The organism is Streptomyces nymphaeiformis (genome assembly GCF_014203895.1).
Classification (GTDB): Bacteria; Actinomycetota; Actinomycetes; order Streptomycetales; family Streptomycetaceae; genus Streptomyces; species Streptomyces nymphaeiformis.
On the sequence record NZ_JACHJY010000003.1, the window covers coordinates 100,509 to 125,084 of the forward strand.

23 protein-coding genes and 2 pseudogenes are annotated in these 24,576 nt (G+C 74.4%); 10 read left to right on the forward strand and 15 right to left on the reverse strand.

All coding sequences use genetic code 11. The features are described 5' to 3' along the window. Positions 1–54: 54 nt before the first annotated feature. Positions 55–1,188, reverse strand: a complete 1,134-nt coding sequence (locus GGE06_RS10665; RefSeq protein ID WP_116163130.1) for an FAD-dependent monooxygenase — start codon at positions 1,186–1,188, stop codon at positions 55–57. A 220-nt stretch (positions 1,189–1,408) separates the two neighbouring features. On the opposite strand from GGE06_RS10665, the gene GGE06_RS10670 reads away from it, so the two are divergent. Then, a complete protein-coding gene (locus GGE06_RS10670; protein WP_116163129.1) occupies positions 1,409–2,647 on the forward strand; it encodes an FUSC family protein in 1,239 nt (412 codons plus the stop codon). On the opposite strand, the gene GGE06_RS10675 is transcribed toward GGE06_RS10670, so the two are convergent. After that, positions 2,610–3,809, reverse strand: coding sequence for an alpha-hydroxy-acid oxidizing protein (locus GGE06_RS10675; protein WP_184930685.1), 1,200 nt, complete (start codon positions 3,807–3,809; stop codon positions 2,610–2,612). The genes GGE06_RS10670 and GGE06_RS10675 overlap by 38 nt on opposite strands. A gap of 194 nt (positions 3,810–4,003) precedes the next feature. Here GGE06_RS10675 and GGE06_RS10680 point away from each other — a divergent pair, with 194 nt between their 5' ends. Beyond that, the gene (locus tag GGE06_RS10680; RefSeq protein WP_184930686.1) at positions 4,004–4,774 is read left to right on the forward strand and encodes a class I SAM-dependent methyltransferase; all 771 of its coding nucleotides are present in this window, start codon (positions 4,004–4,006) and stop codon (positions 4,772–4,774) included. Between the two features lie 55 nt (positions 4,775–4,829). Here the strand turns inward: GGE06_RS10680 and GGE06_RS10685 are convergent, their stop codons facing one another. Next, positions 4,830–5,192: a Rossmann-fold NAD(P)-binding domain-containing protein gene (locus GGE06_RS10685; protein ID WP_184930687.1), complete on the reverse strand. Its 363-nt coding sequence runs from the start codon at positions 5,190–5,192 to the stop codon at positions 4,830–4,832. Between GGE06_RS10685 and GGE06_RS10690 the strand changes: the two are divergent. Continuing rightward, a pseudogene (locus GGE06_RS10690) lies at positions 5,187–5,531 on the forward strand (helix-turn-helix transcriptional regulator); the annotation flags it as partial. The gene GGE06_RS10685 and the pseudogene GGE06_RS10690 sit on opposite strands and share 6 nt — an antisense overlap. On the opposite strand, the gene GGE06_RS43690 reads toward GGE06_RS10690, so the two are convergent. The 3 genes from GGE06_RS43690 to GGE06_RS10705 all read right to left on the reverse strand — a co-directional run bounded on the left by GGE06_RS43690 (position 5,500) and on the right by GGE06_RS10705 (position 9,207). Beyond that, positions 5,500–7,587, reverse strand: a complete 2,088-nt coding sequence (locus GGE06_RS43690; protein WP_312883093.1) for a CASTOR/POLLUX-related putative ion channel — start codon at positions 7,585–7,587, stop codon at positions 5,500–5,502. The pseudogene GGE06_RS10690 and the gene GGE06_RS43690 sit on opposite strands and share 32 nt — an antisense overlap. Before the next feature lie 65 nt (positions 7,588–7,652). Next, positions 7,653–8,363 carry an NPP1 family protein gene (locus GGE06_RS10700; protein WP_221518020.1) on the reverse strand — a complete coding sequence of 237 codons (711 nt, stop codon included), beginning with the start codon at positions 8,361–8,363 and terminating at the stop codon, positions 7,653–7,655. A 271-nt stretch (positions 8,364–8,634) separates the two neighbouring features. Further along, the gene (locus tag GGE06_RS10705) at positions 8,635–9,207 is read right to left on the reverse strand and encodes a TetR/AcrR family transcriptional regulator (RefSeq protein WP_116163119.1); all 573 of its coding nucleotides are present in this window, start codon (positions 9,205–9,207) and stop codon (positions 8,635–8,637) included. Between the two features lie 79 nt (positions 9,208–9,286). Between GGE06_RS10705 and GGE06_RS10710 the strand changes: the two genes are divergently transcribed. From GGE06_RS10710 to GGE06_RS10720, 3 genes and pseudogenes are all read left to right on the forward strand, one after another. Continuing rightward, a complete protein-coding gene (locus GGE06_RS10710; RefSeq protein WP_116163117.1) occupies positions 9,287–10,459 on the forward strand; it encodes an FAD-dependent monooxygenase in 1,173 nt (390 codons plus the stop codon). Beyond that, a pseudogene (gene mgt, locus GGE06_RS10715) lies at positions 10,456–11,713 on the forward strand (macrolide-inactivating glycosyltransferase); the annotation flags it as partial. The gene GGE06_RS10710 and the pseudogene mgt, both read left to right, overlap by 4 nt. A gap of 10 nt (positions 11,714–11,723) precedes the next feature. Beyond that, a complete protein-coding gene (locus GGE06_RS10720; RefSeq protein ID WP_116163115.1) occupies positions 11,724–12,122 on the forward strand; it encodes a nuclear transport factor 2 family protein in 399 nt (132 codons plus the stop codon). 59 nt (positions 12,123–12,181) lie between these two features. Here the strand turns inward: GGE06_RS10720 and secD are convergent, their stop codons facing one another. After that, complete coding sequence (gene secD, locus GGE06_RS10725) at positions 12,182–14,470, reverse strand: protein translocase subunit SecD (RefSeq protein ID WP_184930689.1); 2,289 nt, start codon at positions 14,468–14,470, stop codon at positions 12,182–12,184. Between the two features lie 146 nt (positions 14,471–14,616). After that, a complete protein-coding gene (locus tag GGE06_RS10730) occupies positions 14,617–15,111 on the reverse strand; it encodes a hypothetical protein (protein ID WP_184930690.1) in 495 nt (164 codons plus the stop codon). 198 nt (positions 15,112–15,309) lie between these two features. Here GGE06_RS10730 and GGE06_RS10735 point away from each other — a divergent pair, with 198 nt between their 5' ends. Continuing rightward, on the forward strand, positions 15,310–15,996 hold the full coding sequence (locus tag GGE06_RS10735) for a lysophospholipid acyltransferase family protein (protein ID WP_116163109.1): 687 nt from the start codon (positions 15,310–15,312) through the stop codon (positions 15,994–15,996). A 15-nt stretch (positions 15,997–16,011) separates the two neighbouring features. Here the strand turns inward: GGE06_RS10735 and GGE06_RS10740 are convergent, their stop codons facing one another. Then, positions 16,012–16,410, reverse strand: coding sequence for a DUF4345 domain-containing protein (locus GGE06_RS10740; RefSeq protein ID WP_184930691.1), 399 nt, complete (start codon positions 16,408–16,410; stop codon positions 16,012–16,014). 88 nt (positions 16,411–16,498) lie between these two features. Between GGE06_RS10740 and GGE06_RS10745 the strand changes: the two genes are divergently transcribed. Next, on the forward strand, positions 16,499–17,107 hold the full coding sequence (locus tag GGE06_RS10745; protein WP_116163107.1) for a TetR/AcrR family transcriptional regulator: 609 nt from the start codon (positions 16,499–16,501) through the stop codon (positions 17,105–17,107). Positions 17,108–17,126: 19 nt separating this feature from the next. Here GGE06_RS10745 and GGE06_RS10750 read toward each other — a convergent pair whose 3' ends face one another. From GGE06_RS10750 to GGE06_RS10775, 6 genes are all read right to left on the reverse strand, one after another. Next, on the reverse strand, positions 17,127–18,050 hold the full coding sequence (locus GGE06_RS10750) for a glutaminase (protein ID WP_116163105.1): 924 nt from the start codon (positions 18,048–18,050) through the stop codon (positions 17,127–17,129). After that, complete coding sequence (locus GGE06_RS10755) at positions 18,047–19,183, reverse strand: enoyl-CoA hydratase/isomerase family protein (protein WP_312883094.1); 1,137 nt, start codon at positions 19,181–19,183, stop codon at positions 18,047–18,049. Before GGE06_RS10755 ends, GGE06_RS10750 begins: the two co-directional genes overlap by 4 nt. A gap of 267 nt (positions 19,184–19,450) precedes the next feature. After that, complete coding sequence (locus GGE06_RS10760) at positions 19,451–20,134, reverse strand: GNAT family N-acetyltransferase (RefSeq protein WP_116163101.1); 684 nt, start codon at positions 20,132–20,134, stop codon at positions 19,451–19,453. Positions 20,135–20,422: 288 nt separating this feature from the next. Then, positions 20,423–21,124 carry a ribonuclease H family protein gene (locus tag GGE06_RS10765; RefSeq protein ID WP_116163099.1) on the reverse strand — a complete coding sequence of 234 codons (702 nt, stop codon included), beginning with the start codon at positions 21,122–21,124 and terminating at the stop codon, positions 20,423–20,425. A gap of 67 nt (positions 21,125–21,191) precedes the next feature. After that, complete coding sequence (locus GGE06_RS10770) at positions 21,192–22,109, reverse strand: phosphatase domain-containing protein (RefSeq protein WP_116163097.1); 918 nt, start codon at positions 22,107–22,109, stop codon at positions 21,192–21,194. 2 nt (positions 22,110–22,111) lie between these two features. Then, complete coding sequence (locus tag GGE06_RS10775; protein WP_116163095.1) at positions 22,112–23,320, reverse strand: RNA ligase; 1,209 nt, start codon at positions 23,318–23,320, stop codon at positions 22,112–22,114. Positions 23,321–23,512: 192 nt separating this feature from the next. On the opposite strand from GGE06_RS10775, the gene GGE06_RS10780 reads away from it, so the two are divergent. Both GGE06_RS10780 and GGE06_RS10785 read left to right on the forward strand, forming a co-directional pair. Next, positions 23,513–23,812 carry a hypothetical protein gene (locus GGE06_RS10780; RefSeq protein WP_184931002.1) on the forward strand — a complete coding sequence of 100 codons (300 nt, stop codon included), beginning with the start codon at positions 23,513–23,515 and terminating at the stop codon, positions 23,810–23,812. 97 nt (positions 23,813–23,909) lie between these two features. After that, positions 23,910–24,491: a dienelactone hydrolase family protein gene (locus GGE06_RS10785; protein WP_116163091.1), complete on the forward strand. Its 582-nt coding sequence runs from the start codon at positions 23,910–23,912 to the stop codon at positions 24,489–24,491. Positions 24,492–24,576 lie beyond the last annotated feature (85 nt).

The following is a 24,576-nucleotide window of genomic DNA, read 5'->3' on the forward strand; positions in this document are numbered from 1 at the left end:
CGGGAGAGCTGGTGCGCGGGGCCGGGCCCTGGGAGAAGCCCGGCCCCCGGGGTCCTAGTAGGGCTTCACCAGGACGTGGGCGGCGCCCGGGACGCCGACCTCGAGCAGCGCGTCCTCCTCGGGCGTCGTCGGCGCGCCCATCTCCTGCTTGAGGACCGCCCCGGACAGGGCCTGCACCCAGAGGGCGCGGGGCCGGCGGCGCGCCTCCCAGGCCTCCAGGGCCTCGGGGACCGAGTCGGCGGCGTCCAGGGATTCGGCGAGGACGAGGGCGTCCTCGCCGGCCATCGCGGCTCCTTGCGCGAGGTGCGGGGTGGAGGCGTGCGCGGCGTCACCGGCGAGCACCACGCGGCCCACGTGCCACGGTTCCTCGACCGTCACCTGGGAGATGCGGGAGTACACGACGGCCGCCGGGTCGGTGACCGCTCGGAGCGCCTCGGCGACGGGCCCGGAGAACACCGCGAGCCGCTCGGCGAGCTGTTCGTGCGCGCGTGCCGGGTCCGGCCGGTGGTCCTCGGCCTCGGCGAACACGGCGCCGAGGTACATCAGTTCGTCGGTGATCGGGGTGAGCAGGGCCTTCGCCTCCTTGCCCGCCGTGGCCATGAGGACGCCCCGCACGTCGGGGTGGCGGGGCACGGTGACGCGCCAGTTGGCGAATCCGGTGTACGCGGGCGCGTACCGGTCGCCGTAGAGGCGGGTCCGCAGCGGGGAGCCGATGCCGTCGAAGCCGACGACCAGGTCCCAGCGGCCGGTGGATCCGTCGGAGAGGGCGACGGTGACTCCCGTGCCGTCGTCGTCGAGTTCGGTGACGGTGACGCCGAAGCGGATCTTCGCGCCCGCGGCGAGGGCGGCGTCGCCGAGGACCCGGGCGAGGGCGGGCCGCGGGATGCCGTTGGCGGCCGGCAGGTCGTCCATGCGGGGCTGGGGTATCCGCGCGAGCGTGTTCCCCGCGGGGTCGGCGATCGTCAGAACCTCCCATGCGAAGCCCGCCGCGAGGCACTCGTCGAGCACGCCGAGCTCGCGCATGACGTGCAGGGCGTTGGACGGCTGGATGATGCCCACGCCGAGGGCGTCGAGTTCCTCGCGGATCTCGGCCACCTCCACGGTGTGGCCGCGCCGGGCCAGGGCGGTGGCGAGCGTGAGGCCGCCGATGCCTCCGCCGTGGATCAGGACGCGCAGGGTTGGTGCCATCTCGGAAAGCTCCCGGTCTCCAGTACAAGATCGAACATGGGCGCAGGAGTGTAACCCCGGGGTACGGACCTGGGGTTGTTCGGGGAACGACCCGGGATTCACCCGGGTCCTGCGGCGTGCCGACGCGCGCTGTCGGGGGGCGGGCACGGAGCATCGCCATGCGAGGGCCTCGGGCGGGCAGGCGTCCAGCAGGTCGCCGACCCGCGAGGAGGAGTACGCCATGCCGCACCCGTGGCGCCGGTGGAAGTGGTGGCAGCGCTGGGGGCGGGACCCGGTGGTGGTGCAGACGCTGCGCTCCACGGCCGCCGCGACGATCTCGTACGTCGTCGCGCTCCGGCTGAGTTCGGAGCCGGCGCCGCTGACCGCCCCGCTCACCGCGCTGCTCGTCGTCCAGGTGACGCTGTACTCGACGCTCACGACGAGCCTTCGGCGGGTGAACTCCGTCGTCGTCGGCGTCCTCATCGCCATCGCGTTCAGCGCGCTCGTCGGGCTCACCTGGTGGAGTCTCGCCCTGGTCATCCTGGCGTCACTGGTCGTGGGCCGGTTCGTCCGGGTGGGGGAGTTCGTGCCCGAGGTGGCCATCAGCGCGATGCTGGTCCTCGGCGTGACGCAGGTCGCGAACACGGCGTGGGACCGGGTCCTGGAGACCCTGATCGGCGCCGTCGTGGGCCTGCTCTTCAACGTCGTGCTCGTCCCGCCGGTCTGGGTCGACACCGCCGGGGACTCGATCGTGGACCTGGCGCGGCGGATGCGCCGGCTGCTCCTGGACATCGGCGAGGAGCTGGCGGACCCGGGCCTCGTCCCGGGTGCGGCCTCCCCCGTGGAGTCCGCTCCCGTGGAGCGGGCCGAGGCGCGGCTCCACGAGGCGCGCCGCCTCGACAACGACGTCGCGGACGTCGACGCGGCGCTGCGTCAGGCGGAGGACAGCCTCCGGCTGAACCCGCGCGTGAAGGAGGGTCTGCTCCACCGCATCGTGCTGCGCACGGGCCTCGACACCCTGGAGATCAGCGCGGTCGTGCTGCGCGTCCTCGCGCGTTCCCTGACGGACCTCGCGAAGGAGCGGCAGGGGGCGCGTCTGGTGCGCCGGGAGGCGGGTCTCGCCCTCCGGGAGACGCTGCGGTACCTCGGAGACACCCTCGTGAGCTTCGCCGATCTCGTCACCTCGCATTCGAGCGACGGTGCGGAGACGGCGGAGGACCGTCTGGGCGAGCAGCTCGGAGCTGCCCGCGCCGCCCGGGACGGCGCCGCCGGGCTCCTCAGGGCGGAGGCGGCGCACGATCCGGAGCGCTGGCAGCTGTACGGTGCGCTGCTCGCCGAGATCGACCGGGTGCTCGACGAACTCGATCCGGACCACCGCGGCCGCCGGCTGATGGAGGAGCTGGACCGGCACACGCGCGCGCGTGCGGAGCGGCGGCGGCGCGTCACCTCCCTCGCGGGCCGGGCACGCCGTACGCCGTGACGGGCCGCAGGGCGCCCTCCTCCCGGAGGGCGTCCAGGGTCGGGTAGCCGTCGACGGCCAGGATCAGGTCGGTCTCGGCGAGGAGGGAGCGCAGGACGTGGACGATGCCGTCCTCGCCGCCGAGGGCGAGGCCGTACGCGTACGGGCGGCCGATGCCGACGGCCGTGGCGCCGAGGGCGAGGGCCTTCACGACGTCGGAGCCGGTGCGGACGCCGGAGTCGAAGAGCACGGGCAGGCCTTCGGCGGCGGCGACCACGCCGGGCAGGGCGTCCAGGGCGGGCAGGCCGCCGTTGGCCTGGCGTCCGCCGTGGTTGGAGCAGTAGATGCCGTCGACGCCGCCGTCCCTGGCGCGGCGGACGTCCTCCGGGTGGCAGATGCCCTTGAGGATGATCGGCAGGTCGGTCAGGGAGCGCAGCCAGGCGAGGTGCTCCCAGCGGAGCGGTTTGCCGAAGATCCCCGCCCATTCCAGGACGGCGGCGCGCGGGTCCTCCTCGGGGGTCTTGGCGAGGCGCGCCCGGAAGGCCGGGTCCGAGGTGTAGTTGGCCAGGCAGTGGCCGCGCAGCTGGGGGAAGTTGCCGGTGGCGAGGTCGCGGGGGCGCCAGCTGGTGATCCAGGTGTCGAGGGTGACGACGATGCCCCGGAAGCCGGCCGCCTCGGCCCGGTGCACCAGGCTCTCCGCGAGGGCGCGGTCGGTGGGCGTGTAGAGCTGGAAGAAGCCGGGGGTGTCCCCGTAGGCGGCGGCGACCTCCTCCATCGGGTCGACGGTGAGCGTGGAGGCGATCATGGGTACGCCGGTGCGGGCGGCGGCGCGGGCCGTCGCGAGGTCGCCGTGCCCGTCCTGGGCGCAGAGCCCGATCACCCCGACGGGCGCCATGAACAGCGGGGACGGCAGCTTCAGGCCGAAGAGGTCGACGGACAGGTCGCGGTCGGAGGCGCCGACCATCATCCGCGGGACGAGCCCCCACTGCCGGAAGGCCGTGACGTTGGCCTCCTGGGTGTACTCGTCGCCCGCGCCGCCGGCCACGTACGACCAGAGCGAGGGCGGCAGGGCGGCGCGCGCCTTGGTCTCCAGTTCGGCGAAGGTCATGGGCAGCGCGGGTGCGACGCCGAACAGCCCGTTGAGGTAGATCTCGTTCTGGTAGTCGCCGTACTGCTGGGGCATGGGGGCGTCGTTCCTTCCGGTCGTTCGTCGGGACGCTCGGGGCACCCGCGGTGGTCCCCACCACCCTGCCCGTCACGCGCGCGCGTGACCATGGAGCGGTCGCCGGGAATGCGGCGCCGGGTTGTGTCGCCGGCCGGGGAGGGCGGCGAGGAACCCGGGTGCGGTACCCGGTCTGCTTCCGCGATCATCGGGGGATGACGCGCACCTTCGAAGAGCTCGTCGCGGAAGCTTCCGCGGCCTCGGTCGACGGCTGGGACTTCTCCTGGCTGGACGGGCGGGCGAGCGAGGAACGGCCCTCCTGGGGCTACCAGCGGCTCCTCGGCGAGCGGCTGGCGACCGCCGCGGCCGGACTCGACGTCCAGACGGGTGGCGGGGAGGTCCTGGGCGGGGTCCCGGTGCTCCCGCCGACGATGGCGGCCACCGAGTCGTGGCCGCCGAACGTCGCGCGGGCCACCGCGCGGCTCCACCCCCGGGGGGTGGTCGTCGTCGCCGACCCGGACGAGCCGCCGCTGCCCTTCGGCGACGCCGCCTTCGACCTCGTCACCAGCCGGCACCCGGCCACCGTGTGGTGGGCCGAGATCGCCCGTGTCCTGCGGCCGGGCGGCGCCTACTTCGCGCAGCACGTGGGCCCTGCCAGCGTCTGGGAGCTGGTCGAGTGGTTCCTCGGGCCGCAGCCCGAGGCGGCCCGGGGCCGTCATCCCGACGACGAGGCCGCCGCGGCGCGGGCCGCCGGGCTCGACGTCGTGGACGTGCGCGCCGAGCGGCTGCGCATGGAGTTCCACGACATCGGCGCCGTGGTCTGGTTCCTGCGGAAGGTCATCTGGATCGTGCCGGGGTTCACGGTCGAGGACCGGCTGCCCCGGTTGCGCGAGCTCGACGCGCTGATCCGCGCGGAGGGGCCGTTCGTGGCGTACTCCGCACGGACCCTGATCGAGGCGCGGAAGCCCTCCGTACCGGCCGTGTAGGGCTGCCGGGGCGATCGCACGCCCCGGACGCGCGGCCCTGGCGTCGTGCGCCCCGTCAGTTCGGCCCGCTCGTGAGGAAGTTCCGTTCGTGGTCCCTGGCCCATGCGCGGAAGGTGCGGGCGGGCGCACCGGTGACGCTCCCCACTGTGGAGGTGAGCGGTCCGGGCGTGGTGACCAGTTCGGCCTGGGCGCGCAGGACCCCGTCCACGACGGCGGGCGGCCAGCCCTGCGCGAGCGTCTCCTGGCGTGCGGTCTCCTCCGGCGTCTCGGTCCACACCACCGGCCGGTCGATCACCTCGCCGATGATGCGCACCTGCTCCGCCTGGGTCAGGGCCTCGGGACCGGTGAGCCGGTGGCTCGCCCCGGCATGACCGTCGTCGGTGAGCGCGCGTACGGCGACGGCGGCGAGGTCGCCCACCCCTGGACCGTCGCGGCCCTGGCCGCGCGGGCGGGGCTGTCCCGCGCGGCCTTCTCCAAGCGTTTCTCCGACACCGTCGGCCGGCCCCCGTCGGCGTACCTGACCTGGTGGCGGCTGACGACCGCGGCACGGCTGCTGCGCGCGTCCGACGCTCCGCTGAGCCAGGTGGCCGCCCGGGTCGGCTACACCTCGCCGTTCGCCTTCGCCAACGCCTTCAAGCGTGCCTTCGGCACCGCGCCCGGCCGGTACCGAAGGCACCGTGGCACGCACGGCGAGGGCGCCCGGGCCGACGGGTCCGGGGGCTCGCTCACGGCGTCGGAGGTGTCGCCCGGACGATGACCACGACCTGGTCCTCGGGATGCCAGCGCCGGACGTGCGTCTTGGGCGGGTTGACGCACAGGCCGTCTCCGTCGGAGACCGTGGCGCGGTAGCCGATGGCGACGGCGCCCTGGCGGGCGGCCGATTCGGCGACGGTGGCGAAGGACGTGGTGCGTCCGGTCGTGACGTAGTGGGCCGCCGGGCGGAGGCGCAGGGTGTTGCCGTCGGGGGCGAGGAGCTCCTCGAACACGGCGGTGAGGTGGGGGTTCTGGGAGATCTGGGTCATCAGGAGCCCGATGAGCCTGCCGCCGACGACGAAGTCGGAGCCCGGGGCCGGTGGGGCGAGGAGCCGGTTGCGGTCGTCGGTGAACTCGGTGACGACGGGGACGCGCAGGCCGCTCGCCTGCTGCCCGGCCCGCAGATGGAGGAGGGTGACGAGCGTGCGGTCGTCCGGGTCGGTGCCGCCGGGCCGGTGGTCGGGACCGAGGACGATCACGGTGTCGTACCGGGCGAGGTCGAGCGCGTCCGTGGTCTCGCGCAGCGTGGGATCGCCGGACCGGTGGAGCACCGAGAGACGCCCGCCGACGGTCGCGGTGACGGAGCGGATGCCGGTGAGGGTGGCGGTGCGCGGCTCGGCCACGACGTCGAGGACCGAGCCGGGCGGTGTACGGCGCGCCAGCTGGGCGGCGATCCGGGGTGCCCGGCGGTTCCATCCGAGGAGGAGGATCCGTTCGGGTCGTGCGGGGGTCGCGGGCGGTGCCTGGGCGAGCGCTGTCGGGTCGTAGGGCGCGGGGGTGACCGACAGGTGGGTCGACCGCTCGTCCTCGGCGATGACGAGGAGGGTGTCGTCGTCGAGGAGGGGGGTGGAGCGGGGCGGGTTGAGCGCGACGGTGCCGTCGGCGTGGACGATGCCGACGGCGGTGGACACCGGGCAGGCGCGGGCGGCCTCGTCGAAGGTGCGCCCCGGTAACCCCGGGTCCCGGAGGGTGTGGAACTCGTGTCCGGCGAAGTCGAGGAGTTCCTGGTGGACGAGGGAGAGTCCGGGCTGTCGTGCGCAGTCGACGAGGAGCCTGGCCGCGATGTCGTCCATGTCGAGGACGGTGGCCCGGGGCCCTCCGGCCAGGCGGGCGGCGTGGAGGAAACGGTCGTCCCGTACGGCGGCCACGACGCGCACGGGATTCGCCTCCCCCACGGCCGCGGAGAGGGACAGCAGGGACTTGACGACCTCGGTGTCGTCGCGGGGGTCGTCGCCGGGCAGGACGAGGACGCTGTCCGCGGTCGCCGGACTCACGCGCGCGAGTGCGGCGGGCTCGGTGGGCCGGCCGGTGCGGCAGACGATCCTGGTGCGGCCCGTCGCGCCGGCGGTGGCGCGGAGGTCCTCCTCCATGGCGGGTTTGTCGCGGTCGGCGAGGACCGCGATGACCCGGCGGCTCCGGTCGGTGCGGGCGGCGACGAGTTCGGAGACGACGGTGGGGAGCTGCTCGGACCAGCCGAGGACGACGGTGTGACCGCTCTCCAGGATGCGGGCGTGACCTCGGTTGAGGGCGATGATGCGGTCGGTGAGGCCGGTGGTGATGAGACTGACGAGGGTGGAGACGTAGAAGAGCGCGATGAGGGCGAGGAGTACGGACAGGGCGACGCGCAGCGGGGGGCCGACCTCGCCGCCCAGGCGCATGGTCTGTCCGGTGTTGCGCCACACCGCGGCGATCCTGGCACCGAGGGAGGCGGGGGTGCGCTGGTCGGTCCAGGCGAGGACGGTGCTGACGGGGACGACGAGCGCCAGACAGGCGAGCGCCAGCCAGCCGCAGAGTGCGGCGATGCCCCGGGTGAGGGTGGTGTCGAACCAGTAGCGGAAACGGTCTTCGGCGGAGTGGGCCCGGCGGGCGGACGGATTCGCGTCGGAGGACCGGGTTCTGACGGGGGACCAGGTCCGGTCGGAGGACCGGGTCCTGTCGGCGGGCCGGTTCCGGTACGGGGGCCCGTCAGTCCCGGCCGGGGTGTCCTCGGTCCGGCCGGGGCCGGATCCCTGTGCGGCGACCCGCTGCCCGGGTACGACCTTTTTGTCTTCTTTTCGCACGTCAGAAGGGTGCCGCCCCGCCGGCGACGGCGGGGCGGCATCGGGGCATATTCATCCCTTCGTGATCAGGCGTACGGATCGAAGGGGATCCCGGCCGGCTTGGCCTTGGCGAGGTGCGCGGCGAAGTTCCCGTCCTTGAGGCCGAAGACCGCGCTGCCGAAGTCGGCCTGGGCGAGCTTGTCGCGGATGCCCGCGGGGTAGCCGTTCCAGCCGACCAGGCTGGGGAACTGCCAGGTGTGCTGGTGGTTCTCGGGCGGTTCGTCGTTGGAGTTCGCCGGGCGGAAGCAGTGGGTGCCGATGCCGTCCTTGTGGTAGACGACCTTCGGGTGGGTGCCGTCCCAGCGGATCTTGTCGCGGCCGTAGACGTTGAAGTTGCCGTGCGCGGAGGTGGAGACGTACTGGGCCTGGTCGTTCTGCACCCAGACGACCACGTGCTCCCAGTCGTGGCGGTGTCCGCCGAGGCTGCTGCCGATCACCGCCTGGTCCTTCTCGAAGTAGAGGCCGTAGATGATCGCGCACCAGCCGTTGTTGCACTTCTCGCGCGCGTATCCGTTGGTGTTGGTGAGGTCCGAGGCGTCATGGCACTGGCCGTTGAGGGCGCCGGACGGGTTGAGGCCGCCGTTGAGCGTCCCGTCGGGGCCGATGGCGGGGGTGGGGTAGCAGCCGTCCGTGTCGTAGTCGTAGGCGGGCTGGAAGGTCTGTTCCAGGCCGTCGGCGTTGGCGGGCAGGGCGGTGGGCGGTGCGGCGAGCGCGCTGCTCGGCAGGGCGATGATCAGCGCGAGGGCGCCGGCGAGGGCGAGGGTGCCCCTGGCGGCGTACGCGGGTGTCTTCACTGCGTCCCCCTGGGTCGGTGGGCATGGGCCGAGCGCATCTTGGCATGCACACTCCACGTACGCGAGGGTGCCCGGCCCACCGGACAAGGCTTCATCCGCCGGCCATCTCCGGTTGGCCACCCACCGCGGCACAGCCGCACCCGGGCCGGCGCTCACCACAGCACAGCCACCCCCGGCCGGTACTTACCGCGCACGGCCACCCCCAGCCCCACGCCTACCGCAGCGCGGCCGCGACCAGCCGGCGGACCTCCTCGGCGGCGACCGCGCCGCCGTTGACCAGGCGGTCGAACACCAGGCCGTCCACGCAGGTGAGCAGGGTGACCGTGCGCGCGCGGGCGTCCGCGAGGCCCTGGGCGGCGAGGAAGTCCTCGACGGACTGCCGGGCCGCGTTGTCGCGCGGCACGAGGATCTCCCGCAGCTCGGGCTGGTGCACGCTCTCCAGCGCGCAGGCGTAGCGCGCGAGGGAACGCCGACGCCCCTCCCCCGTGAGCCGCAGCCCGGCGAACGCCGTGAGCCCGGCGACGAGTTCCCCGGCGTCGCGCGGCGCGCCCGCCCGCCGCCCCGCCTCTTGGATCTCGGCCTGGTCGCGCTCGACGAGGCGGCGCACGAGCGCGGTCAGGAGTGACTGCCGGGTGCGGTGGTACGCGGACGTCGTGCCGGGCGGCAGGCCGGCGGCCCGGTCGACCGCGCGATGGGTGAGCCCGCGCATGCCGTGGTCGGCGAGGACCTCGATGGCGGTGTCGGCGAGGAGGGCGCGCCGGGCGGCGGCGGAGGCGTGGGCGGACATCCCTCCTTTCTACACCTGTAGAGGGAAGGAGTACTGTTCTTCTACAGCTGTAGAAGAACAGTACGGAGGGGTGTCCGGCATGGACGGCGGGAACGCGGTGGTGGTCGGGGGCGGGGTCGGGGGCCTCGCGGCGGCGATCGGACTTCGGCGGGCCGGCTGGGAGGTGACCGTCCTCGAACGCGCCGCGGCCCTCGGTGACGCCGGCGCGGGCATCTCCCTCCACGCCAACGGCATCCGCGCCCTGGACGCGCTGGGCGTCGGCGCGGCGGTACGCGAGGCCGCCCGGCCCCAGTACACGGGCGGCACCCGCGTCCCTGGCGGCGGCCGGCTGGCCCGGATGGACGGGGCCGCCCTGGAGCGGGCGCTCGGCACCCCGATCGTCGGGATCCCTCGCGCCACCCTGCACCGGCTGCTGCGCGCGGCACTGCCCGCCGGGTGCCTGGTCGTCGGGGCGGAGGTGACCTCCCTGGATCCGGCCGCCCCGGACCGCGTGGGCGTGGTCACCGGCGCGGGGGTACGGGAGGCGGATCTGGTGGTGGCCGCCGACGGCGTGAACAGCGCCCTCCGCACCCTGCTCTTCCCCGGCCACCCGGGGCCGGCGTACAGCGGCTCCACCGTCCTGCGCGCGATCACCGAGCATCCCGTACCGCTCGCGACCGACTTCGAGCTGACGTGGGGACGGGGTGCCGAGTTCGGGCACATCGCCTTCGCCGACGGCCGGGCCGAGTGGCACGCCGTACTCAACTCCCCGGCAGGCGTGCGCCATCCGGACCCGCTGGGCGTCCTGCGCCGCCGCTTCCGGGACTGGCACGACCCGATCCCGGCCCTCCTCGCGGCGACCCGACCCGAGGCCGTGCTGCACCACGACATCCACGAACTGGCCACTCCCCTGCCGACGTTCGTCGCGGGCCGGGTCGCCCTGCTCGGCGACGCGGCCCACGCCATGACCCCGAACCTCGGCCAGGGCGCCTGCCAGGCGCTGGAGGACGCGGTGTCACTGGCCGCCGCGCTCGCCACCGCACCCGGCCTCGACACGGCACTGGCCCGGTACGACGCCGAGCGGCGCCCGCGCAGCCAGTCCGTCGCCCGCGCCGCCCGCCAGGCCGGCCGGATGGGCCAGCAGCTCTCCCACCCCCTCGCCGTCGCCGTGCGCAACGCGGCCCTGCGGGTGGCGCCGGACCGCGCGACGCTGCGCGCCGTCCTGCGGCACGCCGACTGGACGCCGCCGGACCTGAACCCCGAAAATGATTAGACGATACGTATCGTCTCGCCTACGGTGTTCGTCATGACCAGCTCTCCCGCGCACATCGCCATGTTCTCCATCGCCGCCCACGGCCACGTGAACCCGAGCCTGGAGGTCATCCGCGAGCTCGTCGCCCGGGGCCACCGCGTCAGCTACGCCGTCCCCGCGTCCTTCGCCGAGAAGGTCGCGGAGACCGGCGCGACGCCCGTCGTCTACGCCTCCACGCTGCCGACGGACGAAGACCCGGACGCCTGGGGCACCGAGCTGATCGACAACCTCGAACCGTTCCTCGCCGACGCGATGCAGGTGCTGCCACAGCTCGCCGAGGCCTTCGACGAGGACCGGCCGGACCTCGTGCTCCACGACATCACCGCCTACCCGGCCCCCGTCCTCGCCCACACGTGGGGCGTGCCCGCCGTCTCGCTGTGGCCGAACCTGGTGCCGTGGGAGGGGTACGAGGAGGAGGTCGCCGAGCCGATGTTCGCCGAGCTCAAGGCCTCGGCGCGCGGCAAGGCGTACTACGCGCGCTTCGAGGAGTGGCTCCGGGGGCACGGGGTCGACACCCACCCCGACCGGTTCGTCGCCCGCCCCCGGCGCGCGCTCGTCCTCATCCCCCGGGCCCTCCAGCCGCACGCCGACCGGGTCGACGAGTCCGTCTACACCTTCGTCGGCGCCTGTCAGGGCACCCGCGCCGAACAGGGCGAGTGGCGGCGGCCGGACGGGGCGGAGAAGGTGGCCCTGGTGTCGCTCGGCTCCTCGTTCACCAAGCAGCCCGGCTTCTACCGGGACTGCGCCGAGGCGCTCGCCGGTCTCCCGGGCTGGCACGTCGTCCTGCAGATCGGCAGGTTCGTCGACCCCACCGAGCTCGGCGAGCTGCCGCTGAACGTGGAAGTGCACTCCTGGGTCCCCCAGTTGGCGATCCTCCGTCAGGCCGACGTCTTCATCACCCACGCGGGCGCGGGCGGCAGCCAGGAGGGGCTCGCCACCGGCACGCCCATGGTGGCCGTGCCGCAGGCGGTGGACCAGTTCGGGAACGCCGACATGCTCCAGTCCCTCGGTGTGGCACGCCATGTGCCCATGGAGGAGGTCACCCCCGAGCGGCTCCGGGAGGCCGTGCTCGCGCTCGTCGACGACCCCGAAGTGGCGTGCCGTGCACGGGAGATCCGGGAGTCGATGGCCCGCGAGGGCGGCACGCTCCGCGCCGCCGGCCTGATCGAGGAGGAGCTCGTCCGGGCCGGCGCGGGGCCCCGGGCCGAGGCGTAGGGTCCGTGTCATGTCCAAGACCGAGATTGACCAGGTGACCGCCGAGTTCTACGGCGCGTTCGACAACCGGGACGGCAAGACCGCCGACGTGGACCGGATCCGGCGGCTCGTGCTGCCCCAGGGCGTCATCGTCTGCACCGCGCCCACGTTCACCGCGTACACCGTCGAGGAGTTCATCGAGCCGCGCGAGCGGCTGCTGTCCGACGGGCGGCTCGTCGAGTTCTCCGAGTGGGAGACCACCGAGGAGACGTGGATCGTGGGCGACATCGCCTCCCGGATCGGCGGCTACCGCAAGTCCGGGGTCCTCGAAGGCGAGCCCTACGAGGGCGGGGGCACCAAGACGATGCAGTTCGTCCGGACGCCGGACGGCTGGCGGATCGCGGCCCTCTCCTGGTACGACACGCCCTGACCTGGGGCGACGGCCCCGCCACCCCCTCCTTGCACGAAGGGGTGGCGGGGCCGTCTCCGTCAGACCACGGCTCCCGAGCGCCGGCGCGGCGCGGGGGCGACCGGTGCCGGGCGCGGGTGGCGGGCCTCAAGGGCCACGGCCAGCGGCATCGCCGTGAACACCGTGGACGCCATGCCCAGGACGACGCCCGCGAGCAGCGCGACGGAGAAGTCCGTGAGCGAGTCCCCGCCGAGCGCCGCGAGCGCCACCAGGACGAAGAGCGCCCCCATCCCCGTGTTGACCGTACGGGGCAGGGTCTGGGCGACGGCCCGGTCGGCCAGGTCGGCGAGCGGGACTCCCCCGCCCCGGCGCCGGAGCTCCCGCAGCCGGTCGAGGACGACGACCGAGTCGTTGACCGAGTAGCCGACGACGGTCAGCAGTGCGGCCAGGAAGACGCTGTCCACCGGCTTGCCCAGCCACGCGAAGAGTCCGACCACGAGCAGCACGTCCTGCGCCATCGCCGCCACGGCCGCCGTCGCGTACGTCCAGCGGAACCTCACCGTCAGGTACAGGAGTTGTGCCGCCACGGCGAGGCCGAGCGCGAGGAGGGCGTGGGTGCGGAGCTCTCCGCCCAGGCTCGGGCCGATCAGGTCGTCGCGCTCCACCTCCACCGGGCCGGCGACCCGGGTGAGCGCCTCCCTGATCTCCCGCTGCTCGTCGTCCCCGGTCTCCCGGACGCGTACCGAGACGTCGGTGTCGCCGGTGGTCTGCACGACGGCGTCGGGGAAGCCGGCGCGTGCGACGGCGGTACGGGCCGTGTCGGCGTCCACCGGGCGTTCGGCGGTGTACTGGACGACCCGGCCGCCCGTGAACTCGACGCCGAACTCCAGACCCCGCACACCGATTCCGGCGAGGGCCACGAGCAGCAGTCCGGCGCAGCCGGTCAGCCAGCGGCGCCGGTGCGCCATCAGGCGGGGCACGCGGCGGGTCAGCCGGGTCCGCAGCCTGCCGAGCCCGGCCATGCCGGTCACGGTCGGCCGCCGGCGGACGGCGGGCAGGCCGAGGGCCAGGTCGGCGAACAGCCGGGTGATCACCATCGCGGTGATCAGCGAGGTGAGGACGCCGACGGCGAGCGTCACGCCGAAGCCCTTGACGGGTCCCGTGGCGAAGACGAACAGCAGGCCGGCCGCGAGCAGGGTGGTGATGTGCGAGTCCGCGACCGCACTCCACACCTTGCCGAACGCCGTCGCGACCGGCCGTCGCAGATCCCGCCCCGCGGCCCGGCCGAGCGACGCGTACTCCTCCCTGGCCCGTTCGAAGACCAGGACGTTCGCGTCGACGGCGATGCCGATGGCGAGGACGAAGCCGGCGAGACCGGGCAGGGTGAGGGTGGCTCCCAGGGCGACGACGGCGGCGTACGAGACGAGTCCGTACAGCAGGAGGGCGATCGTGGCGAGGACGCCGAGGAGTCGGTAGACGACGATCACGAAGAGTCCCGTGCAGGCGAGGCCGATGACGGCGGCCAGGGCGCCGGCCCGGATCGCCTCCGCGCCGAGCGTCGGGCCCACGGTGCTCTGCTCGACCGTCGTCACCGGCACGGGGAGCGCGCCGCCCTCGACGAGCGCCGCGAGGTCGCGGGCCTCCTGCGCGGAGAAGCCGCCGGTGATCTGCGCGGAGCCGCCGCCGATGCCCGGCCCGCAGGGCACGCCCGCCTGCATGCCGGGGGCGGAGACGATCCGGTCGTCGAGGACGATCGCGACGCGGCGGGCCGGGTCCGCCGGGGCGGCGCAGGCGGCGGCGCCGGTCAGCCGGGCCCAGCCGTCCGCGGCGCGGTCGCGGAAGGAGAGGTCGACGGTCCAGCCCCGGCCGGTCGCGGTGTCGAGGACGGCCTCGGCGCCCTTGACGCCGTCGCCGGTGAGGGCGGGTGCGGCGAGGGCGAGGAAGCCGCCGGGGGCGTCGGGGTCGGCCAGGACGCGCGTGCCGTCGGCCGCGGCCGGTCCGGCCGGTCCCCGGGCCGAGCCGGTGACGGCGTGGAAGGTGAGCTGCGCCGTACGGCCGATGGTCTCGGCCGCCTGGCGCGGGTCGCGCAGGCCGGGCAGTTCGACGACGATGCGGCGCTCGCCGGAGCGGGCGAGGGAGGGTTCCGCGACGCCGAGGCCGTCCACGCGCTTGCGGAGCACCTCCAGGGCGCGGTCGGTGGCGGCGGCGTCGGCGCGGGTGGTGGGTCCGTCCTCGGTCTGCAGGACGATGCGGGTCCCGCCGCGGAGGTCGAGCCCGAGGCGGGGCGGGGTGGTCAGGGTGATCCAGAGGGAGAGCGCGACGACGGCGAGCGCGAGGAGCGCGCGCCGGAACGAGGCACGAGAGGACATGGGGTCTCCACGGGCGGGCGCACGGCGCGGCCGGGCGCCGCCTGTCGGGAGGGGCGCCCGGCGTCCGTGCGGGACGTACGGTCGGAAGCGCGTCGAGGACCGGCCCGTGGGCATGCCGAGGGCCCGGACGGCGACGCGGGAGGACGTCAGCTGTGCCGGGTGGAGGGCGGACCGCGCGACGCGCGCGGCCGGTGGACGCCGCCGGGCGGCGCCCGCTCGCGGCGCGGATCGCCCACGAGGAGCCCCCGCGCGGGTACGGAGAGGTCGGCCTGCGCGACGGGCGGGGCGGCGGGCGGCGCGGGGAACCGCACGGGGTTCTCGACGGCGACCGGAAGCCCCACGACGGCGGCGGGCGCGAGACGCGGCTCCTGGGAGCGGGCGCGCGGGGCGGCGTCGGAGGGGGGCTGGGGGGTGGTGCCGGCCGCCGCTCGTCCTTGCGCGGACGCGCCGGACGCGCCGGAGGCGGCGAGGCCGTGCGCGGACGCGGCCGAGGGCCGGAGGCCCTGAGCCGACACGGTCGGCGCGGCCGGCGTCGCGGCACCCCGCGCGGACGCGTCCGCCGCCGGGGCGAGCAGCAACGACCAGAGCACGCACAGGAGTGCGGGTACGAGGGTCGCGAGGGGTCGTGCGGAGCTCTTCACCGTGCCGCCCGCCCCCTCCGCTGGTCCCCGTCCTTGGGGCTCAGCGTAGACGGGGCCCGGTGCGGCGCCGCACCGGGTGCGCGGAGCGGTGAGTACGGGTGCGCGTCCGTCAGTTGAGTACGGATGCTCATGTCCGGGTTCCGGGGTCGCCGGACGATGGTCGCGTCACCGTTCCGCCTCGGACCCAGGGGGCCTCCCGTGCTCAGCCGTATCGCCGCCCACGTCGTCCCGTTCTTCGGCCGGCTGACCGTCACCTCGGACCCCGGGGCCCGGGTCGAGCCGGGCAGCATCTTCGTCGTGAACCACACGTCGCTCGCCGACCCGGCGCTCGTGCTCGCCGCGCTCCGCAGGCGGCTGTCCGTCGAGCCGGTCCTGCTCGCCACCTCGGGCCTCTGGCGGATCCCGGTCCTGGGCCGGGCGCTGACGCGCGAGGGCCACGTGCCCGTCCACCGCAACTCGGCGCGGGCCGCGGCGGCCCTGGACCACGCGGCGGTCGCGCTCGCCTCGGGGCGGCACGTGATGCTGTACGCGGAGGGGCGCATCCCGCCGCGCCGGGACGCCGCCGAGAACCCGCCGGAGACGTTCCGCACCGGCCTGGCGCGGCTCGCCCGGGCCACCGGCGCGCCGGTCGTGCCGATCGGTCAGGCCGGGGCCCGGCGGATCACCTCGGGCGGGCGGGCGAAGCAGCTCGCGGGCGTGCTCACCGCGCCCGTGCGCAGGCCGGGCCTGCACGTCCACATCGGCGCGCCGCTGCACCTGCCCGACGACGTGGCCGCCGCGACGGAGCTGGCGCACGGGGCCGTGACCGCGGCCTGGCGGGCGGCGGCCGGGGCCCTGGGCGAGCCGGCGGCTCTCGCCGGTGAAGGCCCCCGGCGAGAGGGCTGAGTCCCCGGCTCCTCGTCAGACGGTCTCGCCCTCGGCCCGCTCCTCCGCGTCCGCCAGCCAGAACAGCAGCGGGGACAGGGCGAGTTCGAGGGCGGCGAGCGCCAGCTGGAACCAGTGGGGCCGTCCTTCGACGGCGAGGGAGAGGAGCCTGCCGAGGGCTCCGAGCAGGAACACGGCGGTGAGCCCGCGCACGGCCGCGGCGGGAATCGGCGACCGTCGCGCCGCCCAGAGCCAGGCGAGGCCGTAGCCGGCGAAGATCGCGCCGAAGAACCGGCCGAGGCTGTCGACCGTCGGGCCGGCCGACGCGGCGCCCGGGATCGCGGCGTTGCCGAGCAGGACGTGGAGGAGTCCGATCGCCACGCAGGCGTACCCCATGGCGAGGGCGAGGCCTCGAAGCGTCTTGGCTCTGGTCATGTCCGCGACCCCCATCCAGTAGACACACATCTAGTAGCAGGACGAGCGTACGGCCGCTTACTGGACACATGTCAAGTAGGATGGCGGTGTGCCGCCCCGCAGACGCCTCAGCCCCGCCGAACGCCGCGCCCAGCTCCTGGACGTCGCCGCACGGCACTTCGCGGCGCTGCCGTACGACGAGGTGCGGATGGAGGAGGTCGCCGAGCGGGCCGGGGTCTCGCGGGCGCTGCTCTACCAGCACTTCCCCAACAAGCGGGACCTCTTCGCCGCGCTCTACCAGGAGGTCTCCGAGCAGCTGCTCGCGCAGACGCGGCTGGACCCGGCCGACACCCTGGTCGAGCAGCTGACGCAGGGTCTGGACGCGCACATCGCGTACTTCGCGGCGAACCGCAACACGGTGCTCGCGGCGAACCGCGTCCTGGCCGGCGACCGGCTCGTCCAGACGATCATCACGGGCGAACTCGACGCCCTGCGCGAGCGTCTGCTCGGTGTGCTGCCGCTCGCCGACGACCGGACCCGGGCGGCCGTGTCGGGGGCCCTGAAGAGCTGGCTGGTCTTCGTGCAGGTGCTGTGCGTGGACTGGCTGACCCACGAGACCTGTACGCGCACCGAGCTGCGCGACGTGTGCGTCGGCGCGGTCGTGGGCGCCCTCCGGCCCCTCCTCGACGAGGACCCGGCCCCCGACTGGCCCCGCTGACCGCCGGGGAGCCGAGGGGTCAGAAGACCGACAGGCCCGTGATGGTCGTGAACCGGTCGAGCGCGGTCACGCCCGCCACCGAGTTGCCGCGGCTGTCCAGGCCCGGGCTCCAGACGCACAGCGTGCAGCGGCCCGGCACGACGGCGACGACCGCTCCGCCGACGCCGCTCTTGCCGGGCAGCCCGACGCGGTAGGCGAAGTCCCCGGCCGCGTCGTAGGTGCCGCAGGTGAGCATGACGGCGTTGACCTGTTTGGCCTGACTGCGGGTCAGCAGGCGGCTGCCGTCGGCGCGGAGCCCGTGCCGGGCCAGGAAGCCGGTGGCGAGGGCGAGGTCGGCGCAGGAGGCCTCCAGGGAGCACTGGCGGAAGTACTCGCTCAGGAGGTCGGGGACGGGGCCCGTGATGTTCCCGTAGGAGGCCATGAAGTGGGCGAGGGCCGCGTTGCGGTCGCCGTGGGCCGCTTCGGAGGCGGCGACGCCGGCGTCGAAGGCGAGGTCCGGGTTGCCGCTCTCGGCGCGCAGGAAGTCGAGCAGGCTTCCGGAGGCGTCGCCGGTCAGGCGGTGCAGCCGGTCGGTGACGACGAGGGCGCCGGCGTTGATGAACGGGTTGCGGGGGATGCCGTGTTCGTACTCCAGCTGGACGAGGGAGTTGAACGGGTCGCCGGAGGGTTCCCGGCCGACATGGGCCCAGAGCGCCTCGCCCTCTCCGGCGAGGGCGAGCGCGAGGGTGAAGACCTTGGTGACGGACTGCGTGGAGAAGGGGCGCTGCCAGTCCCCCACTCCGTAGACCGTGCCGTCGAGTTCCGCCACGGCCATGCCGAAGTCGCGCGGGTCGCCGGCCGCGAGGGCCGGGATGTAGTCGGCCGGGGTGCCGCGGTCGGTGAGTTCCGCGATCTCCTCGGCGATGCGGTCGAGGACGGGCTGGAAGGAGGTGTTCGCGGTCACGCGCCGGCCCGCGCTCCCGGGTCTGCGGCCGGGACGGTCGCGGAACCCGCGGCGGTTCCGGCGGCCGCGCCGGCCCCTGAAGCCGCGGCCAGGCCCAGGTCGCCGTCGGCAGGCGCGTCGAAGTAGCGGGCGACGTCGGCCTCCGTGACCTCGGCGAGGGTGGCCGGGGTCCAGTGCGGGTCGCGGTCCTTGTCGACGACCTGGGCGCGGATGCCCTCGACGAGGTCGGGGGTGGAGAGGGCCGCGCAGGAGACGCGGTACTCCAGGTCGAGGACCTCCTCCAGGGTGGTGAGGGCCCGGGAGCGGCGGAGCGTGGCCAGGGTCGCCTTGAGGGCGGCCGGGGACCTCCCGAGGAGGGTCTCGGCCGTCTCCTTGGCGGCGGGTACGCCGGTGTCGAAGAGTCGCTCGACGATCTCCTCGACGGTCGGGGCGGAGTAGCAGGCGTCGATCCACTCCCGCTGCTCGGCGAGGACGCCGGCGGGCGGGGCGACGACGTGGCGGGCGAGGGCCTCGTCGGCGGGCAGCCGCGTCAGGTCGCGGGCCAGGGCGGGGAGTTCGGCGGAGGGTACGCAGGCGTCGGCGAGGCCCGTGAGGATCGCGTCGGCGGCGCCGGCGTGGGCGCCGGTGAGGGCGAGGTGGGTGCCGAGTTCGCCGGGGGCGCGGCCGAGGAGGTGGGTGCCGCCGACGTCGGGGACGAAGCCGATGCCGGTCTCGGGCATGGCGACCCGGGAGCGCTCGGTGACGATACGGACGGAGCCGTGCGCGGAGACGCCGACGCCGCCGCCCATCACGATGCCGTCCATGAGGGCGACGTAGGGCTTCGGGTAGCGGGAGATGCGGGCGTTGAGCCGGTACTCGTCCCGCCAGAAGGCCGCGGAGGCGGAGCCGCCGGCGCGGGCGTCGTCGTGGATGGCGCGGATGTCGCCGCCGGCGCAGAGGCCCCGCTCCCCGGCGCCTTCGATGACGACGGTGGTGACGGCCGGGTCGTGCTCCCAGTCGGTGAGCGCGCCGTCGACGGCGCGGACCATGGCGTGGGTGAGCGCGTTGATGGCGCGGGGCCGGTTGAGGGTGATGATCCCGGCGCGGCCCTCCGTCCGGAGGAGCACGTCGGAAGTTCCGGTCGGCACGATCACTCGGTCCCTTCGGGTGGCACGACTCGCTGACCCGGCCACCGTACCGGGAGGCGCGAGCGGCACCGAAGGGCGGGAAGGACTCATCCGCTTCTCGCGGATCCTGATTGCACGGTGCGCGGTCCTGTGACGGCCGCTACTCCGCGTCCTCACACCGAGTCCTTCCCGTCACCTCCATGGAACCACCGGCGGGACGGGGGCGCGAGTGCCCGGTGCGCGCACGGGGCGCGGGTCACCGGGTGACCGCGCCCCGTGCGTCCCCCCGGTGCCTCAGGCGGGCAGCAGGTCCTGCGGGATGCGCACCTGCCGGGGGGTGGAGAGGCGCAGTTCGATGATGTCCCGGACGGTGGGCCATTCCTCGTCGAGGATCGAGTAGAAGGCCGTGTCGCGGACGGCGCCGTCGAGCCCACGGGAGTGGGCGCGGCGGATGCCTTCGCAGGTCGCTCCGAGGCGCTCGATGGCGATTCTGGAGCGGGTGTTGCGGGCGTCGGCGCGCATCGTGATGCGGCGGACGCCCCAGGCCTCGAAGGCGTGCCGGAGCATGAGGTACTTGGCCTCGGTGTTGATCCCGGTGCCCCGGGCGTCGCCGGCGATCCAGGTGTTGCCGATCTCGGCGGCGTCCGGGACGGCGGTCAGCGGATCGCCGTGGGGCATGCCGGGCATGGGCGGCCAGACCAGCGGCCCTCGCCAGTAGTCGAGTTCGAGGAAACGGGTCGAGCCGATGACTCGCTCGTCGGCCGTACTGACCAGGGCGAAGGGCAGGCAACGGCCTGCCGCCTGATCGGTGAGGGCACGGGCGATGTAGTCGAGGGCCGATTCGAAGCCGTCGGGTACGGGGGTGAAGGCGTAGGCCGATCGGTCCGCCCCGCCGGCCCGGGCGAGGGCTTCGGCGTGCCGCATCGCCAGCGGCTCCAGGCGCACGGAGCGCCCGGTCAGGAGAACAGGTACTGGCACGGAACCTCGGGTCTTTCACGGGCAGGGACGACTCCCGCCGCGGGGAGGCCGCGGCGGCAGCAGGAGGGAGGTTCTCGCCCGGTGCCGAAAGTGCCGTGAGAACGGCAAATGAGCAGGTAAAACGGTTCGCCACCGGGTGCGAGGAGGATCAGTATGCAGCCACAACCGCTCCGAGAACAGAACCCGGGGAGAACCTGCGTCCACGCGAGGGTGAAGCCTGCCGTCCGGCGGGGTCGACCGGTCTCACGGGACGGACGGGGCCGCCCGCCAGTCGGACGGCCCGTCGGTTCAGACGCAGGTGGGATGGCCCCAGCCGTCGGAGTTCTTCGCGATGGTCTCGCCCTTGTCGTAGGCACGACCACAGCGGCAGCGGCCCGGGAATTTCGCGTTGAGGGTGCCGCCGGACGGGCGAGTCCTACGGGCGGAGCCCCCGCCGGCACTCGCGGAGCCCTTACGGGGCGCAGAGGAGCGCGCTCGGGGCGTGGAGGCGCGCGTGGCGGGCTCCGCCGGGGGCAGTTCGGCCCCGGCGGTGGAGTCGAGGGGCTCCTGGGTGCGGGCGGAGTGGCTGGCGGCGCGGTCGGCGGCGTCGTTGAGCGGGTCGCCGTCGACCTGGTGCGCGGGGACGTACACGAAGTCGACGTCCCGGCCGGTGAGCAGCTCGTCGATCCGCACGACCAGGTCCTTGTTGGCGACCGGGGTGCCGGCGGCGGTCTTCCAGCCCTTGCGGCGCCAGCCGGGGAGCCAGGTCGTGACGGCCTTCATGGCGTACTGCGAGTCCATGCGGACCTCGGCGGGCACCGCGGGGTCGAGGGCCTCCAGGAGGCGCTCGAGGGCCGTGAGTTCGGCCACGTTGTTGGTCGCCCGGCCGAGGGGGCCGGCCTCCCAGCGGTCGATCGCTCCGTCGGCGCGGCCGATGACCCATGCCCAGGCCGCGGGGCCGGGGTTTCCCTTCGACGCGCCGTCGCACGCCGCGATGATCTTCTCCACCATCCCACGATCCTGACACGGCGGAGGGGGTGGGCGGTCCCACCCCCTCCGCCGTGCGGGCCGGGGCCGGTCAGAAGGCGCCGTAGTTGACCTGCCAGGTGGGCAGGCCCATCCGGCGCCAGAGGGCGACGACGCGGTCACGGTCGTCCAGGGAGACCCGGACCGCGTACCGGTGGCGCACATGGGCGTCGAAGAGCTCCGCCTTCACGAGGTCGTCGCCGCGGCCGTCGCCGGAGGCGCGCATCCACAGCTCGTCGTAGGGCACCTCGTGCCGGGCGAGCCAGCTCTCGGTGAGGGCGCGGTGGTCCTCGCTGCGCCCGGAGAGCAGGACGATCCGGTCCCGCTCGGCGTGCCGGAAGGCCCGCAGGGCGTCGCGGACGGAGGGGTTGATCAGGTCGCGGTCGCAGCGGCTGAAGTCGTACGGGCCCCGGTCGACGCGCAGCGCGAGGGTGCCGTCGATGTCGCACATGACGGCGGTGGGGAGGCTCGGGTCGGGGACGTAGGGCTCTCCGACGGTGGGGCGGTCGTTGAGCCAGTCCGCGGTGAGCCGCCAGCCGCCCCGGGTGGCCTTGGCGTGCTTGTCGGCGAGGATGCGGATGATCTCCTCGCCGACGGGCCGTTCGCGGGCGGCGTCGCGGCGGACGCACTCGTCGACGGGGACGTCGGTGAAGTCGTGGACGGCGAAGGTGGCGAGGCCGCCCACGGCGGCCTTCAGCCGCTTGGGGACGTGCGGGGTCAGGTGGGTGTTGTCGACGACGACGTCGAAGCCGTCGTCGACGGCGGCGCGGACCGCGGCGTCCTGGATGCCGAGCACGGTCTGCTCGTGCTTGTGGGACCGGCCGCGTTCCGGCGAGGGGACGTCGAGCATGGCGCGGAGGTCGTCGAGGTTGACGCGGCGCATCCGGCCCTCGGCGGCGGCCTGGAGGGCGCGGGCGGCCGTCGTCTTGCCGGAGGCCGGGAGGCCGGTCATGAGGTGGACGACAGGCACGTTCAGTTCTCCTGGTCGTGGGCGAAGGGGTCGGTGGCCTCGGGGCGCAGCTGCCGCCACACGAGGAGGTCGGTCGGGCGGCCGTCGAGGCGCAGGAAGAGCAGGGCGCGCAGGGCCCGGTCGGTGAGGCCGGAGGCGGCGCGGGCGAAGGCCGCCCGGTCGCCGGCGAGGTGGGCCAGGCGGGCGTACGCCTCGTCGACGGCACGCTCGCGGTCGGCCGCGGCCGCTTCGAGGCGGGTGATGACCTCGCGCACCCAGGCGTCGAACTCGTCCGGGACCTGTTCGAGGAGGGCGTCGAGGGGCTTGCCGCCGGAGGCCTCGACGTCGGTGACGGCGCAGCCGAGGCCCTTGGCCAGCTCGCCGGCCGGGAGGGCGGCGAAGCGCTGGATGCCGTGGCTGCGCCAGATGTCCCGCTCGGTGACGCCGGTGAGCACCTTGTGCAGGCGTACGTACTCGCTGAGCTTGGCCTTGGCGCGCAGGCCCGAGGCGAAGCGCAGGACGAAGCCCTCGGCGTCGGTGCCGGTGGCCCGGGCGCCGCCGGGGAGGGTGTTGGACTCGGTCAGGGCGACGAGCTCGTCGACGCCCATGGCGGGCCAGGTGCGGACGACGGAGCCGAGCGGCTGCCAGCCTTCGGCGGCCTCGGCGAGGGGGAGCTCGGTGCCGTCCGCGCGGAAGGCGGCGAGCAGCACGAGGTCGCGGCGCTCGCCGTAGTTCACGACGATGCGGTTGCCCGGGTAGAGCATCTCGGCGAGGTAGGTGACGCCGGGGGTCAGGCCCGTGGTGTCGGCGGCGTCGAGGCGGCGCTGGGCCCAGGTGGCCTGGCCGCTGGTGAAGGAGCCCTTGGAGGCGACGTGCCAGCGGTCGGCGTAGTGGAAGACGACGGCGAGGCTGCCGTCGACCTTGTCGTACACCTCGAAGGGCTCGTCGGGCAGCGGGGGCGCGTAGGGGCGGCCGCCGGCGTGCTCGGAGAGGTTGAAGAACTTGGGGAGGGGGAGCGCGACGATCCGCCCGGTGGTGTCGTCGGCGACGAGTCCGCGGCAGCGTGTGGTCACCCGGTTCCATACCTGGGCGTACTGGCACGCGCGCGTGTACGTGTAGATCGACAGCGGCAGCTCGGGGTGGTGCTTGCGCGTGACGTGCCCGTTCGCGAGTGCGTCGGCGAGCTCGTCGGACGGCATCAGGTCGTGGAGAGTCAGGGTCGCCTGGCTCATGGGGTCCCTCCCGTGTGTTCGATGATCCATTCTCGGGGCGGGGCGGCCGGGCAGAACAGCGAATTTCGTGACGGGGGGCCGTCGGAGGGTCCGTAGGGCGGGCTCCCGATCCCGGGCGTGTCGGTGGTGCCCCGTAGACTCGCCGTCTGCCCGTCGGTGACGGAACCGGCCCAGACGAAGGAAGCGAGCCCCATGAACCACGCGGACGGCACGGCACCTATCTATGCCGAGCTCATACGGGAGCGGGGGGACGTTCCCGGTGACGTCCGTCAGGTCGCCGAGGAGCTTCTGCGGGATCTGAGCCGGGTGATCCCGATGCCTCCGCAGGGGATGCCGCCGCAAGGGATGGTGCCGCAGGGGATGGTGCCGCAGGGCGCGATCGTGCCCGTCGGTGCCCCGCACCCCGGTGTCGGCGGCCCGATGGGTGTCGGCGGCCCCGGGGGCATGATCGGCCAGGCGGGCGCCGTCGTCCCGCACCGGCCGATGCACTGACCTCGTCGGACCCGAATGCCGGGCCCGTTGTCAGTGGCTTGCGTCATGCTGCCTTCCGGCGTGGCCGTACGGTGACACAGGGAATGGGGATGGCGACATGGCCGAGGTACTGCTCTTCCACCACGCGCTCGGGCTGACGGAGGGCGTCGGCGCGTTCGCCGACGGCCTGCGGCGGGCCGGGCACACGGTGCACGTGCCCGATCTGTACGAGGGGCGCACGTTCGAGGACCTGGAAGCCGGCGTCGGGTACGCCCGGGAGGTCGGCTTCGACACGATCACGGCCCGGGGCGAGCGGGCGGCCGAGGGACTCCCGGAGGACGTCGTGTACGCCGGGTTCTCGCTGGGCGTGGTGCCCGCGCAGAAGCTGGCGCAGACCCGGCCCGGCGCGGCCGGCGCGCTGCTGTTCGGTGCCTGTGTGCCGGCGGACGCGTTCGGCGCCGCTTGGCCGGAGGGCGTACGGGTCCAGGTGCACGGCATGGACGCCGATCCGTACTTCGTCGGCGACGGGGACCTCGCGGCGGCGCGCGAACTGGTGGCGGGATCCGGGGACCGGGAGCTGTTCCTCTACCCGGGGGCTGCCCACCTGTTCGCGGAGCGCGGGACGCCGGACTTCGTGCCGGAGGTCGCCGCGCTGTGCGCCGAGCGGGTGCTGTGCTTCCTGGACGCCCTCGACGGGTGAGCCCGGCGGGGCCGGGTCAACCGATCGGTGGACCCCGGGGTCGGCCGTCCCGCCGTCCGTGAGGGGACGGGCGGCGGACCCGGCG

Excerpts from the sequence above, each read along its gene's own strand:
- GGE06_RS10720 (WP_116163115.1), top strand. The coding sequence starts at position 11,724 with ATGTCCAAGACCGAGATTGACCAGGTGACCGCCGAGTTCTACGGCGCG.
- GGE06_RS10665 (WP_116163130.1), bottom strand. The coding sequence starts at position 1,188 with ATGGCACCAACCCTGCGCGTCCTGATCCACGGCGGAGGCATCGGCGGC.
- GGE06_RS10680 (WP_184930686.1), top strand. The coding sequence starts at position 4,004 with ATGACGCGCACCTTCGAAGAGCTCGTCGCGGAAGCTTCCGCGGCCTCG.
- GGE06_RS10710 (WP_116163117.1), top strand. The coding sequence starts at position 9,287 with ATGGACGGCGGGAACGCGGTGGTGGTCGGGGGCGGGGTCGGGGGCCTC.
- GGE06_RS10675 (WP_184930685.1), bottom strand. The coding sequence starts at position 3,809 with ATGCCCCAGCAGTACGGCGACTACCAGAACGAGATCTACCTCAACGGG.
- GGE06_RS10740 (WP_184930691.1), bottom strand. The coding sequence starts at position 16,410 with ATGACCAGAGCCAAGACGCTTCGAGGCCTCGCCCTCGCCATGGGGTAC.
- GGE06_RS10775 (WP_116163095.1), bottom strand. The coding sequence starts at position 23,320 with ATGAGCCAGGCGACCCTGACTCTCCACGACCTGATGCCGTCCGACGAG.
- GGE06_RS10705 (WP_116163119.1), bottom strand. The coding sequence starts at position 9,207 with ATGTCCGCCCACGCCTCCGCCGCCGCCCGGCGCGCCCTCCTCGCCGAC.
- GGE06_RS10785 (WP_116163091.1), top strand. The coding sequence starts at position 23,910 with ATGGCCGAGGTACTGCTCTTCCACCACGCGCTCGGGCTGACGGAGGGC.
- GGE06_RS10780 (WP_184931002.1), top strand. The coding sequence starts at position 23,513 with ATGAACCACGCGGACGGCACGGCACCTATCTATGCCGAGCTCATACGG.
- GGE06_RS10670 (WP_116163129.1), top strand. The coding sequence starts at position 1,409 with ATGCCGCACCCGTGGCGCCGGTGGAAGTGGTGGCAGCGCTGGGGGCGG.
- GGE06_RS10765 (WP_116163099.1), bottom strand. The coding sequence starts at position 21,124 with ATGGTGGAGAAGATCATCGCGGCGTGCGACGGCGCGTCGAAGGGAAAC.
- secD (WP_184930689.1), bottom strand. The coding sequence starts at position 14,470 with ATGTCCTCTCGTGCCTCGTTCCGGCGCGCGCTCCTCGCGCTCGCCGTC.